A 13,864-nucleotide genomic window follows, 5' to 3' on the forward strand; every position below is an offset into this window, starting at 1 on the left:
GTCACTGGACCGGCTCGACCGAAATGGCCACCCGCTCCTCGCCGATCCTGGTGAGGACCAGGGTGGCCGCCTTCTTTCCCTTGTTCTTGGCACTGCCTGATTTACCGCCGGGGAGCAGTTGTTTGCGCAGCTCCTCCGGAGTGACAGCGGTGCCGCGCTTTTTGATGTCCAGCACTCCGATGCCCTGGTCCCTGACCCAGGCCTTGAGCGCCTTGACGTTGTAGGGCATCACGTCCAGGACTTTGAACGCCCGGGCAAAAGGGGTGTCCAGAAGTTCGGGCGCGCAGATGTAAGCGATGTGCTCGTCCACGAGGTGGCCGCCCAGCTGGAGTGCGACGTCGGCCACCAGACCGGCTCGGATGACGGCGCCGTCGGGTTCGTAAAGGTAGCCCTCAACCGGGCCGATCGGGGCGACCGGTCCGCCGTTGAAATCCTCGGCGCTGCTGAGCTCCGCGGCCCCAGCAGGCCCGAGCAGGAGGGCTGCCCGCCGGATCCCCGGGCGCCGGAGCGCATTGAACCACAGTGCGACTTCGGTGACGTCCCCGCCGACCGAGACCCACTGGGCCTCGCAATTGCCGGGTACCGAGTCGTGCGGCATGCCCGGGCCCATCTTCACACCCACCGCCATGCCGGCGCCGGCCAGGGACTCAACAAAGGACAGCGGCGGGGAGAAGTCCTCCGGGTCCCAGAGGCGCTTTGTGCCCGAGGTGGAGGTGGTCCGGCGTGCCGGGTCCAGCCAGACGCCGTCTATTCCCTCGAGGGAAACCGACGTCGCGTCGGAGTGCAGCACTGTGGCGTTCCGGAACGGGATCAGGTTCATCGTGGCGCAGGCCGCCGTCGTCTCGTCCCGCTCCACTGCCGTGACCGTGATGTCCAGCGATGCAAGCGCCATGGAATCGGCGCCGAGGCCGCAGCCGAGATCTGCTGCATGCCGAACGCCTGCCGCCGCGAAGCGCTGCGCGTGCCGCGCCGCCACGGTCAGCCGGGTGGCCTGTTCCAAACCGGCTTGGGTGAAAATCATCTGCCGGGCGAACTCGCCGAACTTGGCTTCGGCCTTGGTCCGCAGCCGGGACTGGGTGAGCACGGCAGAGACGAGTTCGGGGGAGTGGCCGGCCTTCCGCAGGGTTGCGTTGAGGCGGAACGCCTCGTCCTCGCGGTACGCGCCCAGTGACGCCAGCAGCTCCCAGCCTGCGGGGTTGAGGAGCGGGGCGATCTGGTCCTGCGGTGCGTCAGCCATGGGATCAAGCCTAGTTCAGGCAGTCGAGGCGCCGTGCGCCCGATAGGCTAGACGGCATGGAAGACAGCGGCACGGCAAACACCGGCTCGGACGCAGATGACCCCAATGACCGGACCGCCGGCCGGGATGCCGACGGCGGCCGGGCCACCCGCCGGGGATTGGCCCGTTACGCCCGGCCGGCGCTGATCGCCGGCATTGTGCTCGCGGTGGTTTGCGCGGCGCTGCTGGTGATTATCTTTTTCCTTGATTCCTTCAACGCCACGGTTTATTCCGTCGGCGGCAAAGACGTTGCGGACGCCACCGACGAGGCCAGGGACATCCGGGACACTTATGCCGCGGCCCGAACCGGCGGCATCGTCGTCCTGGCCGCCGGCGTCGTCCTTGCCGCCGCCGGCGCCCTGGTGCTGTACCGGCACCGGGGGGAGGCCGGTGCCAGCGACGCGGACAACGGCGAAGACGTGAACTTCGAGGACCTCGGCTGAGGGCAGCCGGCAGTCGTGCGGCGTTAACGGGTGACGAAATTCTGGCACTCACCTTGACCGAGTGCTAACTACTTACATAGAGTCGTCATTAGCACTCTCCCTAGGAGGGTGCTAATACTCAAGCTGGACCTGCCAGGTACGCTGCCGGCACCGCGACGACGGTTTGTGCGCCTTGGCACCACAGCTTTAAAGTCCACGAATTTGCTGACGAAAAGGAGAGGTCCTTGTCGGTCTCTATTAAGCCTCTTGAGGATCGTATTGTTGTCCGCCCGCTCGAAGCCGAGCAGACCACGGCCTCCGGCCTGGTTATCCCGGACTCCGCGCAGGAAAAGCCGCAGGAAGGCGAAGTTGTTGCAGTTGGCCCCGGCCGCTTTGACGACAACGGCAACCGCGTTCCGATCGACGTCACCGTCGGCGACGTTGTTATCTACTCCAAGTACGGCGGAACCGAAGTCAAGACCGGCGGTACCGAGTACCTCGTACTGTCCGCCCGCGACGTCCTGGCGATCGTCGTAAAGTAACTCTTATGGACCCCGCGCCGCCGATCCGTCTGATTCATCTCTGACAGGTCAGTTGCGCGGGGTTCTGTCTTGAAAGGACAAAAACCATGGCAAAGCAGCTTGCGTTTAACGACGCTGCCCGCCGGTCGCTTGAAGCCGGCATCGATAAGCTCGCCAACACGGTCAAGGTGACGCTTGGCCCGCGTGGCCGCAACGTTGTGCTGGACAAGAAGTGGGGCGCCCCCACGATCACCAACGATGGTGTCACCATCGCCCGTGAAGTCGAACTGGACGACCCCTACGAGAACCTTGGCGCGCAGCTTGCCAAGGAGGTCGCCACCAAGACCAACGACGTGGCCGGCGACGGCACCACCACCGCCACTGTTTTGGCACAGGCGCTTGTTAAGGAAGGCCTCCGCAACGTTGCGGCAGGCGCCGCACCGGGCGAGATCAAGCGCGGCATGGAGGTTTCCGTCGAAGCCGTCGCTGCCCGCCTGCTCGAAAACGCACGTCCGGTCGAAGGCACCCAGGTCGCCAACGTCGCCTCCATCTCCGCACAGAGCGACGAGGTCGGCGAGCTCCTGGCCGAGGCATTCGGTAAGGTCGGCAAGGATGGTGTGATCACCATTGAGGAATCCTCCACCACGCAGACCGAACTGGTCCTCACCGAGGGCATGCAGTTCGACAAGGGCTACCTGTCCCCGTACTTCGTCACCGACGCAGAACGCCAGGAAGCAGTCCTCGAAGATGCGCTGATCCTCATCAACCAGGGCAAGATTTCATCCGTCCAGGACTTCCTGCCGCTGCTGGAAAAGGCGCTGCAGAGCTCCAAGCCGCTCTTTATCATCGCCGAGGACGTCGACGGCGAGGCTCTCTCCACGCTGATCGTCAACCGCATCCGCGGCACCCTGAACGTCGTTGCCGTCAAGGCTCCGGGCTTCGGTGACCGCCGCAAGGCCATGCTGCAGGACATCGCCACCCTTACGGGTGCGCAGGTTGTTTCGCCGGAACTGGGCCTCAGCCTGGATACGGTCGGCCTGGAGGTGCTCGGTACTGCCCGGCGTATCACCGTCACCAAGGACAACACCACCATCGTTGACGGCGCCGGTTCGGCCGAGGACGTCGCAGCCCGGGTTTCCCAGCTGCGCGCCGAGCTGACCCGCACCGATTCCGACTGGGACAAGGAAAAGCTCCAGGAGCGCCTGGCTAAGCTGGCCGGCGGCATCGGCGTGATCAAGGTTGGCGCGGCCACCGAAGTCGAGCTGAAGGAAAAGAAGCACCGCATCGAGGACGCCGTGTCCTCGACCCGCGCTGCCCTGGAAGAAGGCATTGTGGCCGGCGGTGGCGCTGCCCTCATCCACGCACTCAAGGCCCTCGACGAGGACCCTGCCGTCAAGGCCCTCGAAGGTGACGCGGCCGCCGCTGTCGGCATCGTCCGCCGGGCACTGACCCAGCCGCTGCGCTGGATCGCCCAGAACGCCGGCTTCGACGGCTACGTGGTGGTCGCCAAGGTGGCCGAATCAGCCAACAACCAGGGCTTCAACGCCAAGACCGGCGAATATGAAGACCTCATCGCGGCCGGCGTTATCGACCCGGTCAAGGTGACGCGTGCGGCCCTGCGCAACGCGGCTTCCATCGCGGCGCTGGTGCTCACCACGGAAACCCTCGTGGTCGAGAAGCCTGCCGACGAGGACGAGCACGCGGGCCACCAGCACTAAGGTCCGGCGGCGGCGCCCCGGACGGTGCCGCAGTTTCCCTCGGAGCAGCCAGCCAAGGGAGCAGCCAGCCAAAGACCAGTAAACAAAGGACCGGACCAGCACCCGCTGGTCCGGTCCTTTGTGTGTTTTAGGCAGTCATCAGCGTCTGGACCCCGTGGCGGTCCGTCGTGGCCGCAGGCTCGCACCCCGCAGCCGGTGTCTGGTGACGAGCCGGTAAAAGATCAGCACGGCAACCGCGGCCGCGACGATGCCCACGAGGTTCAGCCCCAGCTGCACCGCCGAGCCGGCAGCCTTTTGGTATTCGCCCAGGACCAGGGCCACAGCCACGAAGCCCGCGGCCGGGACCGTTGTGACCGAGATGAACACCCCGACCAGCGCTGCGGACCGCCGGCTGATCACGGAGAGCATCCCAGCGGTCCCGGCCAGGACGGCAACGATGAGCGAATAGGGGCCCGGGTGGTAAATGAAGTCGACGGCAGAACCGCGGTCCAGCACGTCGGGCGGAAAGAGGCCCAGCGGTACTGACAGCCACGCCGTGAGCGCGGCCGCCAGCATGGCCGCGGGGAACCCGACGCCAAGCGCCAGTGCCGCACTGCGGCCCAGCTGCCATTGGCCGCGGACAAGTGCCACGGCCAGGGCCGCCAGGGGGCCGAACTCCGGTCCCACGGCCATGGCCCCGACAATGGCGATAGTGGAATCCGTGACGATCCCGATGGCCGCCAGCTGGGTCGCGAGGATCAGGAACGCCAGGTAGCTCCACGTAAGCCGCGAGTCTTCGCCCGTCTGTCGGGATACCTCGTCCCAGATCACGGTGTCTGCGCCTTCGCCGGGGGCGTCGGCGGTGGCCTTGTCCGCACGGTCGGAGAGCACCAACTCCGGCATGGCCACCGAGATCGAACCTTGCTCCTGGACATTCAGGGCTTGGAGTTTCTCCACGAGCCGCTCCACGGATTCCCTGGCGACCAGAACGTGGATGACGTCCCCGGCGGGAAGGACAGAAGCGCCCGGCTGGCGGGAAACTTCCGCGACGCCAAGCTCTCCGGTGCAGCAGTCCGTCACGGCGGCGGACAACTCGGCCGGAACACAAATACGCAGCTCTGCGATCACGATGGGCCTCCTCTGGCTCGTTACAGGGTAGCCCCGGGCCGGCAGGGAACCTGCCGCTGGCCCGCCGGTCACCGCGCTGTGATTGGCCAGAAAAATTACGGCTCGGTAACATTGATGTTTTGGAAACCGGCCTGAAGGGCTCCCAGTGTCGATCGAGCGCAGCACAGCCAGCCCGCAGCAGGCGGTCGCGGGTTCTCCGGCGCCCCCACAACCGGGCTACCGGCCCGAAGTCCAGGGCCTGCGCGCCCTTGCGGTCCTGATGGTGGTCACGTACCACGTCTGGCTCGGCAGGGTCTCCGGCGGGGTGGACGTTTTCCTCCTGATTTCCGCCTTCCTGATGACTCTCAGCTTCGCCCGAAAAGTTGAAAGCGGCAGGCCGCTTGGCCTCCTGAGCCACTGGCTGCACCTGCTCAAACGGCTGCTGCCCGCCGTTGTAGTCGTTATTCTGGGTGTACTTGCAGGCACCCGGGCAATCCTGCCCGAGAGCCGCTGGCCGGACATCCTCGACCAGGCCTGGGCCTCCCTTCTCTACCGGCAGAACTGGCTGCTGGCGGACTCCGCCGTCGACTACTACGCGCAGGACCACTCCGGCGCCAGTCCGCTGCAGCACTTCTGGTCGCTGTCCATCCAAGGGCAGGTCTTCCTGCTGTGGCCGCTCGTTTTTGCCGGCGCCGCACTGCTGCTGCGCCTCCTGCGCCGGCGGACGCCGTGGGCAAACCGGATCAGTTACCCCGGCCTCCTGGCCGCGGCGTTTGGTGCGATCTTCGTTGCCTCACTGATTTACTCCATTGAGCAAACCGCCGCCAACCAGGCCTATGCCTACTTCGACACCCGCACCCGGCTCTGGGAATTCGCGCTCGGATCGCTGCTGGCGCTTGCACTTCCACACCTCAAACCCGGTAAAGCGCTCCGGGTTGTCCTCGGCTGGGCCGGGCTGACCGCGATGCTCTCCTGCGGCTTGCTGCTCACCGTAGACCGCTCCTTCCCGGGCTTCATTGCGCTGTGGCCGACGCTGGCAGCTGCGGCCATCATCGTTGCCGGACAGAGCGGGAGCCGCTTCGGCGTCGACCGGATCCTGAGCTGGAAACCGCTGGTGGCACTCGGGGACAACTCGTACGCCCTGTACCTCTGGCACTGGCCGCTGCTGGTGCTTGCCCTTGCCGGGATGGGCATCGCCGCGCCGAACCTGATCCAGGGCCTGGCCGTGGTGGCCGCCTCGATCGTGCTGGCGGTGCTGACCACCAGGTTCGTGGAGAAGCCCTTACGCGAGTGGCACTGGCCGCAGCGACGGGCCTGGCGCACCGCCGTCGTGATCGCAGCGTGTGGCGCGCTGCTGGCTGGCCCGGTGTCCGTGTGGCAGAGCAAGATCATGGCCGACGAGGCGGCCGCGGCGGCGCAGCCGAAGGAACTGACCCCCGGCGCGGCCGCCCTGGCGCCCGAGAACGCGGGTAAACCTACTCCCGCCGCGAAGATCATTCCGGCTCCGGTCGCCATGAAAAACGAATGGGCTGACATCGACGGGCTCTGCACGGACGGGAACGTGCCCGCCGACCCGCTGCTCGCCGGATGCCTGCAAAACACCCGGCCGGAGACTGTCACCAAACGCATTGTGGTCCTGGGCGACTCCCACGCCCAGCAGTACATGGCAGCACTCGGGCCGGTCGCCCGGACCCGCGGCTGGGAAGTGGTGGCACTGCTGAAAGGCAACTGCCGCTTCGGCGGTGAGTCCCCGGAGCGGGACGCCGAGTGCAACGCTTTCAACGCCGCCAGCGCCCGGTACGTCCTGGACCAGCAGCCCGATGCCGTTTTCACAGTCGCCTCGCTCACCCACACCGAAGCGCCGTTTGAAACCGAGGTGCCGCAGTATATTGAGGGCATTCAAGCCTTCACCGACGCCGGTATGGACGTGGTCGGCATCCGCGACAATCCGCGCTTTGGCATCAACATGCCCGAATGCGTCCAGAAGAACGGCTCGGACGACCCCAAGTGCCGGGTGCCGCTGCAGGAGTCCTTGGCCCGTTCTTCACCCCTGGACGCCTACCGGGGGAGGGTCCAGGGCCTGTACCTGATGGACCTGAGCGACTTCATCTGCGCCGACGGAATCTGCCCGGCCGTGGTCGGGAATGTGTACGTGTACAAGGACGACAACCATCTGACCAAGACCTACGTCCAAAGTATGCTCCCCATGTTCGAAGAGCGGCTCCTGGCAGCCACCGGCTGGACGTGACGCGGCGGCGTCCGGTGCAGTTGCTCACATTCCTGCCCCGGAATATGGGGATTGGCGGCAAGGTTCTACTATTTATTCAACACTTCTGCACAGGCCATGCCCGTAATGACGGGCTGGTCATCTGTTGCAACCCCTACCCGTGAAACCCGTACCCAAGGTAAGAGGCGCACTCATGACCCAGCCCGAACACAACCCCTTCGGCTTTATCGGCCTGACCTACGACGATGTCCTGCTGCTGCCCGGACACACCAACGTCATCCCGTCCGAGGCGGATACGTCTTCCCGGATCTCCAAGCGCATCACCGTCAACACGCCGTTGCTCTCCGCGGCGATGGACACCGTGACGGAGTCCCGGATGGCGATCGCCATGGCACGCCAGGGCGGCCTCGGCGTGGTGCACCGCAACCTTTCCATCGCCGACCAGGCCGACCAGGTGGACCGCGTCAAGCGCAGCGAATCCGGCATGATCACCAACCCGCTGACCATCGGCCCGGAAGCGACGCTGGCCGAGCTGGATGAAATCTGCTCGCATTACCGCGTTTCCGGCCTGCCCGTCGTCGATGAGGGCATGCGGCTGCTGGGCATTGTCACCAACCGCGACACCCGCTTTGTGCCGGAAGCGGATTTCCCGATCCGCCTGGTCAGCGACGTAATGACCAAAATGCCCCTTGTTACTGGGCACGTCGGCATCAGCCGCGAAGAAGCCTCACACAAGCTCGCGACCAACAAGATCGAAAAGCTCCCCCTGGTCGACGAGCAGGGCCGGCTCAAGGGGCTCATCACCACCAAGGACTTCACCAAGGCCGAGCAGTACCCGCTGGCCACCAAAGACGACGAAGGCCGGCTGCGCGTCGGTGCGGCCATCGGGTTCTTCGGTGACGGCTGGGAACGTGCGATGGCCCTGATCGACGCGGGCGTTGACGCCCTCTTCGTGGACACCGCCAACGGCCACTCCCAGGGTGTCCTGGACATGATTGCCCGGCTGAAGTCTGACCCGGCGGCGGCGCACGTGGACATCATCGGCGGCCAGGCCGCCACACGCGAAGGCGCCCAGGCGCTCATTGACGCCGGTGCTGACGGCATCAAGGTCGGTGTGGGTCCGGGTTCCATCTGCACCACCCGCGTTGTTGCCGGCGTCGGCGTCCCGCAGATCACCGCCATCTATGAGTCGGCAAAGGCAGCCATCCCGGCCGGCGTTCCGCTGATCGCCGACGGCGGGCTGCAGTATTCCGGGGACATCGGCAAGGCGCTGGTCGCCGGCGCGGACACCGTGATGCTCGGTTCCCTGCTGGCCGGCTGTGACGAGTCTCCCGGGGATCTGATTTTCGTCAACGGCAAGCAGTTCAAGCTCTACCGCGGGATGGGATCGCTCGGGGCCATGCAGACCCGCGGCAAGAACACTTCGTACTCCAAGGACCGCTACTTCCAGGCCGACGTCTCCGGTGATGACAAGCTCATTCCGGAAGGCATCGAGGGCCGGGTCGCCTACCGCGGGCCGCTGGCCTCCGTGGCGTACCAGCTGGTCGGCGGACTCCGCCAGACGATGTTCTACACCGGCGCCCCGACGGTGCCCGAGCTCAAGGCCCGCGGAAAATTCGTCCGCATCACGCCGGCCGGGCTCAAGGAATCCCACCCGCACGACATCCAGATGACGGTGGAGGCGCCGAACTACGGTTCGCGCTAAAACACCCAACTGACTCGCAGCAGGGGCCGTTTTGAAGGCTCATAACGGCCCCTGCTGCCAGTCAGTTGGGCAGGGGGATATGTTCTAGGCTGGAGGCATGTCCGCACTCCTGCCCGCGCGCGAGCCGAAACGCAAACTGGCGCTCAGGCCCTACGCCCGGGCTGTAGCGCAGGTGCTGCGCGTGAGTTTCCGGGCCTCGCCCGCCGCCGTCGTGATGAAGATCGTGGGCTCGGTGATTTCGGCGCTCCTGCCGCTTGTAACCACCTACTTCGCTGCCCTGACCACGACGGCGCTGGCGGCGGCCTACGCGGGGAACGCCGCGGCCGGCCAGCAGGCGATTGTCTACGTCATCATCACTGCCGGGCTGGGATTGTTCTGGGGCGCTTTCAGCAGCGTGGACCGGTACATCCAGCAGCTGATGAGCTTCAAGGTCGGCGCGATCGTCGGGGACCTGATGTACGAGCGGTTCCTGGCCCTGGAGTTCTGGCGCTATGACGACAAAGAGACGGTGGACCTCTACGACCGGGCCAAGCGCTTCTCCGATTCCTACGCCCGGGTCCTGGACCGGATCGCAGCCATTTTCACCCAGCTTGTCTCGGTGCTCCTGGCGATCGGCGCGTTGCTGCTGGTCAGCTGGTGGATTGCCGTGATCGTGCTGGTGGCGATTGTGCCCAGCGTGTACCTGCAGTTCAAGCTCTCCCGCGAGCAGATCGCGCACTGGAACACCCAAGTGGATTCGCGACGGCAACGCCGGATGATTGAAACCAATCTCCTGCGTCCCCAGCACATCGCCGAGATGCGGCTCTACGGGATCGTGGGCTACCTGATGGGGCTGCGCTCCCGGCTGCGGGACGCTGATGAAAAGCGCCGGCTCGACTTCCAGAAGCGCTACATCCCCAAACAGCTCGCTGCCGACGCCCTGCAATACGGTGCGGAGGTGGTCTCCCTGGTCTGGGTGGTGGGCCAGATCATCGCCCGGGCCCAGCCGGTGGGGCAGTTCCTCTACGTCCAGCAGATTGTCAGCCGCGCCCTGTCCACCGCCAACAGCCTCGTCTCTTCCCTGAGTTCCATCGACGAGGACCTCGCGAACCTCAAGGACTACGAGCTCTTTATGGCGCTGCCGGTCCCGTCGGAGCAGGCCCCGCCCCTGCTGCAGGCGCCCCGGACCGTGGAACTGCGGGATATCCGGTTCACCTACACCGGCAGCGAGCTGGAAGTCATCAGGGGTATCTCGCTGACTATCCGCGAAGGCCAGCACATCGCGATCGTGGGGGAGAACGGTGCCGGAAAGTCCACCCTCATCCGGATTCTCGCCGGGCTGTACCGCCCGGACTCCGGACAGGTACTGCTCGACGGCGTCGACCTCGCCGCCGTCGACGTAAAGACCTGGCACCGCCACCTTGCGGTGCTCAGCCAGGAGTTCCTGAAGTACGAGTTCGCCACCGCGGCGGAGAACATCTACTTCGGTGACGTGGATACACCGCGCGACGACGAACGGATCCGCCGGGCGGCGGCCGATGCCGAAGCCCTCGAATTCATCAACAAGCTGCCCAACGGGCTGGACAACCACGTGAGCAACTGGATGGAGGACCCGCGCGGCCGGAAAGGCAGCGGGCTCTCCGGCGGCCAATGGCAGCGCCTCGCGATGGCCCGGAACTTCTACCGCGGTGCCTCTTTTATGGTGATGGACGAGCCGACGTCGGCGATCGACGCACTCGCCGAGCACCGGATCTTCACCCGGCTCTTCGCGGACCGCAGCAGCACCATCATCGCCATCAGCCACCGGCTCGCCACCATCGAAAAGGCGGACACCGTCTACATGCTTGAGGACGGCCTGATCGTCGAGCAGGGCACACACAAGGAACTGGTGGCCATGCGGGGCCGCTATTTCCGGATGTTCGAATCGCAGCTGGCCGTGGACGAGGCCGAAGGCGCCTGAGCGGACACCGGGGCTAGCGGGAACTGCTGTGGCCCGGCCCTTTTTTGCGCAGGACGACGGTGACGACGATTGCGGCCACCGTACCGCGGAAAAAGGCCGGAACCGCCCCGGCTAAACCATTGAACCGGCCGTGGACCCTCTCTGGTGCCGGACGAAAGCGAGCCTCAACCCCGATACGAGTGCCAGCGATCCGGCAATGAGCAGCAGTGTGGCCACGTCGTAGAGAACGAGTTGAACCACCAGGACCACCAAGGCGCCCAGACACGCCAGGAAGCCGATGGCGCTGACCAGCTTGGGCCAGAAGCCCGGGACTGCACTTTCAACGGTGTAACTCTGATCCAGGAGGTACATGATGAGCGTGCAGGTTGAAGCGGCCGCCGAGGTGGTCGCGGTGGAAGGTGGTGAGCGGGTGTCGGTGGCTGAGAAATCGCCGGTCGTTAACAGGGCGTTGATCGCGCGGTTGGTCGGTGACGCGCAGGCGCAGGGATTGTCCATTGACGGCGAGGGCGGGCTGCTGGCGCAGTTGACCAAGCTCGTGGTCGAGTCCGCGCTGGAGGGTGAGATTACCGCTCATCTGGGCTATGAAAAGCACGAACGCGCCGAGGAGCCCGCCGGGAACAGCAGGAATGGGACCCGGTCCAAGACGGTGCTGACGAAGGCCGGCCCGGTATCGATAGAGGTTCCCCGGGACCGTGCGGGGACGTTTGAACCGGCCGTGGTGGCCAAGCGGCAGCGCCGGCTCGGCTCGATCGAGGACGTCGTGCTGTCCCTGTCGGCCCGTGGGATGACGCATGGGGACATTGCTGCGCACCTGGCCGATGTGTATGGCTCGGAGGTATCCAAGACGACGATCTCCACGATCACCGACAAAGTCCTGGAGGGGATGGCTGAGTGGCAGAACCGGCCTTTGGACCCGGTCTCCCCGGTGGTGTTCATCGACTGCATCCACGTGGAAGTCCGGGACGGGCAGGTCGCTAACCGACCGGTCTAGGTGGCGTTGGCCGTCACGACCGAGGGGAACCGGGACATCCTGGGTCGGTGGGTCGGGGACGGCGGTGAGGGTGCGAAGTACTGGCTCCAGGTCCTGACCGAGATCAAGAACCGCGGCGTCGAGGACGTCCTCATGCTCGTCTGTGACGAACTCAAGCACCTGCCGGACTCCGTCGGGGCCGTCTGGCCGGAGACTGTCGTGCAGACCTGCATCGTGCATCTGATGCGCAACAGCTTCCGCTACGCGGCCCGGCAGGACTGGGACAAGATCTCCCGGGCGCTCAAACCGGTCTACCAGGCCGCCACGGTTTCCGAAGCCGAGGAACGGTTCCTGGAGTTCGGCGAGGAATGGGGCAGGAAGTACCCCGCGATAGTGCGGTTGTGGGAGAACGCCTGGGCCGAGTTCGTGCCGTTCCTGCAGTTCGACCGCGAGATCCGCCGAATCGTGTGCACCACGAACGCGATCGAGTCCGTCAATGCCCGGATCCGCAAAGCCGTCAGAGCCCGCAGACACTTCCCCACCGAGCAAGCCGCGCTCAAGTGCGTCTACCTCGCAGTCATGGCCTTGGACCCGAGGGCAAGGGCCGGGCCAGATGGACCCAACGATGGAAAGGCGCCCTCAACGCCTTCGAAATCGCCTTCAACGGCCGGCTCTCCGCAGCCCCCGGTGCTCGCGTGCAACGATGGTGTTCTAGGCCAGACTCAAAGACGAGCCAGACAGGGGGCACATGCGACAGATCGTGTCGACTGTAGTCCTTCCGGTACCGGATTAGCTCTGTAAACCTTGACCTTACGTGGAAGCTGGATGGCATCACAATGGAGGGCTCGATTATGTGTCCCGATGGTAATGGGCCATTCCCTTCAGTAATCTTCATTGCTGGCAGCGGCCCAACAGATCGCGATTGGTGCTCACCGATATTGCCCGCTAGCAATGGCAGCGCTCGGCTGTTGGCAGAGTCCTTCGCTGATGCGGGTATCGCTTCTCTTCGTTACGACAAGCGGGCGTCCGGCCCGCACACGATGGAGAATGCCGGAAAGCTCAGCGAGAAGATGGGCATGAAGTCGCATTTGAACGAGCTGATCGCAGCCGTCACTGAGCTCTCTCGGCAGGACTTCGTGGACTCGGCAAGAATTGTGGGGCTCGGCCACAGTGAGGGAACCCTGCACGTGCTGCACTACGTTACAACGGCCCACGACGTCCCCTTCGCGGGAATCATCCTCGCCGCGCCACCTGGTCGGCCGATACAAACAGTGCTGATATCGCAACTGGCGCTCCAGGCACAGATTATCGATGACACCGAATTCATGTCGGAGGTGCACGACGCCGCTGCGCGTTACTCCTCCGGGCAGCAGATGGATCTTGATCCGAGCCTGCCGGACAACGTGAAGATGGCCCTTGCTGGCTTCGAGGCTCCGGCGAATCTTCCTTTCGCCCGCGAGTTGTGGATCGAATCGGCGAGTGATTCGCTAGCGAAGGTACAGATCCCCACGTTGGTCCTCATTGGCACGAAAGACCTCCAGGTAGACGTTCACGCCAATGGCACCCCACTTCAAGAGGCCGCTGCGGGGATGGCCAATGTAACGTTCTGCTTCCCGGCCGACGCCAATCACGTATTCAAAGAGGATCGACGCTCTCAGACTGATACCGCCGCGTCGCCAGGCAGTGGATACAACGAGCCGGACACGCATCTTGACCCCGAGAGTTTGGAAACGATCCCCAACTGGCTCGCTGTCAATGGCATGTCAGCTTGACGTATCGTAGCTCAGCCTGAAGGGAATGTGCATCACGAAAGCGCGCTTCACGCTGCTGACGAGACACAAATTCCTAGCTCAGGCGCCACGTGCGCTGTTTTGTGTCAATGGCCAATAGTTTGTGCCCACTGGCGGTCAGCAAAAACGCCCGCTGGTGGCCATGAAAACTGCCCACTCATGGCCACCAGATCTGCCCACCGGGTATTCGGTGGCGTTGGCCATGCTGGG

10 protein-coding genes and 1 pseudogene are annotated in these 13,864 nt (G+C 64.9%); 8 read left to right on the forward strand and 3 right to left on the reverse strand.

From position 1 onward, the window contains the following. Position 1: 1 nt before the first annotated feature. A complete protein-coding gene (locus QMG72_RS09075) occupies positions 2 to 1,237 on the reverse strand; it encodes a THUMP-like domain-containing protein (protein ID WP_226774011.1) in 1,236 nt (411 codons plus the stop codon). Positions 1,238 to 1,293: 56 nt separating this feature from the next. Between QMG72_RS09075 and QMG72_RS09080 the strand changes: the two genes are divergently transcribed. The 3 genes from QMG72_RS09080 (at position 1,294) to groL (ending at position 3,937) form a co-directional block, all read left to right on the forward strand. Further along, the gene (locus tag QMG72_RS09080) at positions 1,294 to 1,719 is read left to right on the forward strand and encodes a hypothetical protein (RefSeq protein ID WP_226774010.1); all 426 of its coding nucleotides are present in this window, start codon (positions 1,294 to 1,296) and stop codon (positions 1,717 to 1,719) included. 224 nt (positions 1,720 to 1,943) lie between these two features. After that, a complete protein-coding gene (gene groES / locus QMG72_RS09085) occupies positions 1,944 to 2,240 on the forward strand; it encodes a co-chaperone GroES (protein WP_024367421.1) in 297 nt (98 codons plus the stop codon). Positions 2,241 to 2,326: 86 nt separating this feature from the next. Beyond that, on the forward strand, positions 2,327 to 3,937 hold the full coding sequence (gene groL, locus QMG72_RS09090) for a chaperonin GroEL (protein ID WP_283480305.1): 1,611 nt from the start codon (positions 2,327 to 2,329) through the stop codon (positions 3,935 to 3,937). A 138-nt stretch (positions 3,938 to 4,075) separates the two neighbouring features. Here the strand turns inward: groL and QMG72_RS09095 are convergent, their stop codons facing one another. Then, a complete protein-coding gene (locus QMG72_RS09095) occupies positions 4,076 to 5,044 on the reverse strand; it encodes a DUF389 domain-containing protein (protein WP_283480307.1) in 969 nt (322 codons plus the stop codon). Positions 5,045 to 5,195: 151 nt separating this feature from the next. Here QMG72_RS09095 and QMG72_RS09100 point away from each other — a divergent pair, with 151 nt between their 5' ends. The 3 genes from QMG72_RS09100 (at position 5,196) to QMG72_RS09110 (ending at position 10,894) form a co-directional block, all read left to right on the forward strand. Continuing rightward, entirely contained in the window at positions 5,196 to 7,271 is a 2,076-nt protein-coding gene (locus QMG72_RS09100) for an acyltransferase family protein (RefSeq protein WP_283480314.1), read from the forward strand. Positions 7,272 to 7,443: 172 nt separating this feature from the next. Then, positions 7,444 to 8,955, forward strand: coding sequence for an IMP dehydrogenase (gene guaB, locus QMG72_RS09105; RefSeq protein ID WP_226774007.1), 1,512 nt, complete (start codon positions 7,444 to 7,446; stop codon positions 8,953 to 8,955). Between the two features lie 97 nt (positions 8,956 to 9,052). Beyond that, complete coding sequence (locus QMG72_RS09110) at positions 9,053 to 10,894, forward strand: ABC transporter ATP-binding protein (protein ID WP_283480309.1); 1,842 nt, start codon at positions 9,053 to 9,055, stop codon at positions 10,892 to 10,894. Between the two features lie 111 nt (positions 10,895 to 11,005). Here the strand turns inward: QMG72_RS09110 and QMG72_RS09115 are convergent, their stop codons facing one another. Next, positions 11,006 to 11,245 (reverse strand): hypothetical protein, encoded by a 240-nt coding sequence (locus tag QMG72_RS09115; protein WP_282359710.1) that lies wholly within the window; start codon positions 11,243 to 11,245, stop codon positions 11,006 to 11,008. On the opposite strand from QMG72_RS09115, the pseudogene QMG72_RS09120 reads away from it, so the two are divergent. Beyond that, positions 11,244 to 12,547: pseudogene (locus tag QMG72_RS09120) on the forward strand (IS256 family transposase); the annotation flags it as partial. The gene QMG72_RS09115 and the pseudogene QMG72_RS09120 sit on opposite strands and share 2 nt — an antisense overlap. Positions 12,548 to 12,715: 168 nt before the next feature. After that, the gene (locus tag QMG72_RS09125) at positions 12,716 to 13,636 is read left to right on the forward strand and encodes an alpha/beta hydrolase family protein (protein WP_282359799.1); all 921 of its coding nucleotides are present in this window, start codon (positions 12,716 to 12,718) and stop codon (positions 13,634 to 13,636) included. The last annotated feature ends 228 nt before the right edge of the window (positions 13,637 to 13,864 follow it).

It is taken from the genome of Pseudarthrobacter sp. PH31-O2 (assembly GCF_030063265.1).
GTDB lineage: Bacteria > Actinomycetota > Actinomycetes > Actinomycetales > Micrococcaceae > Arthrobacter.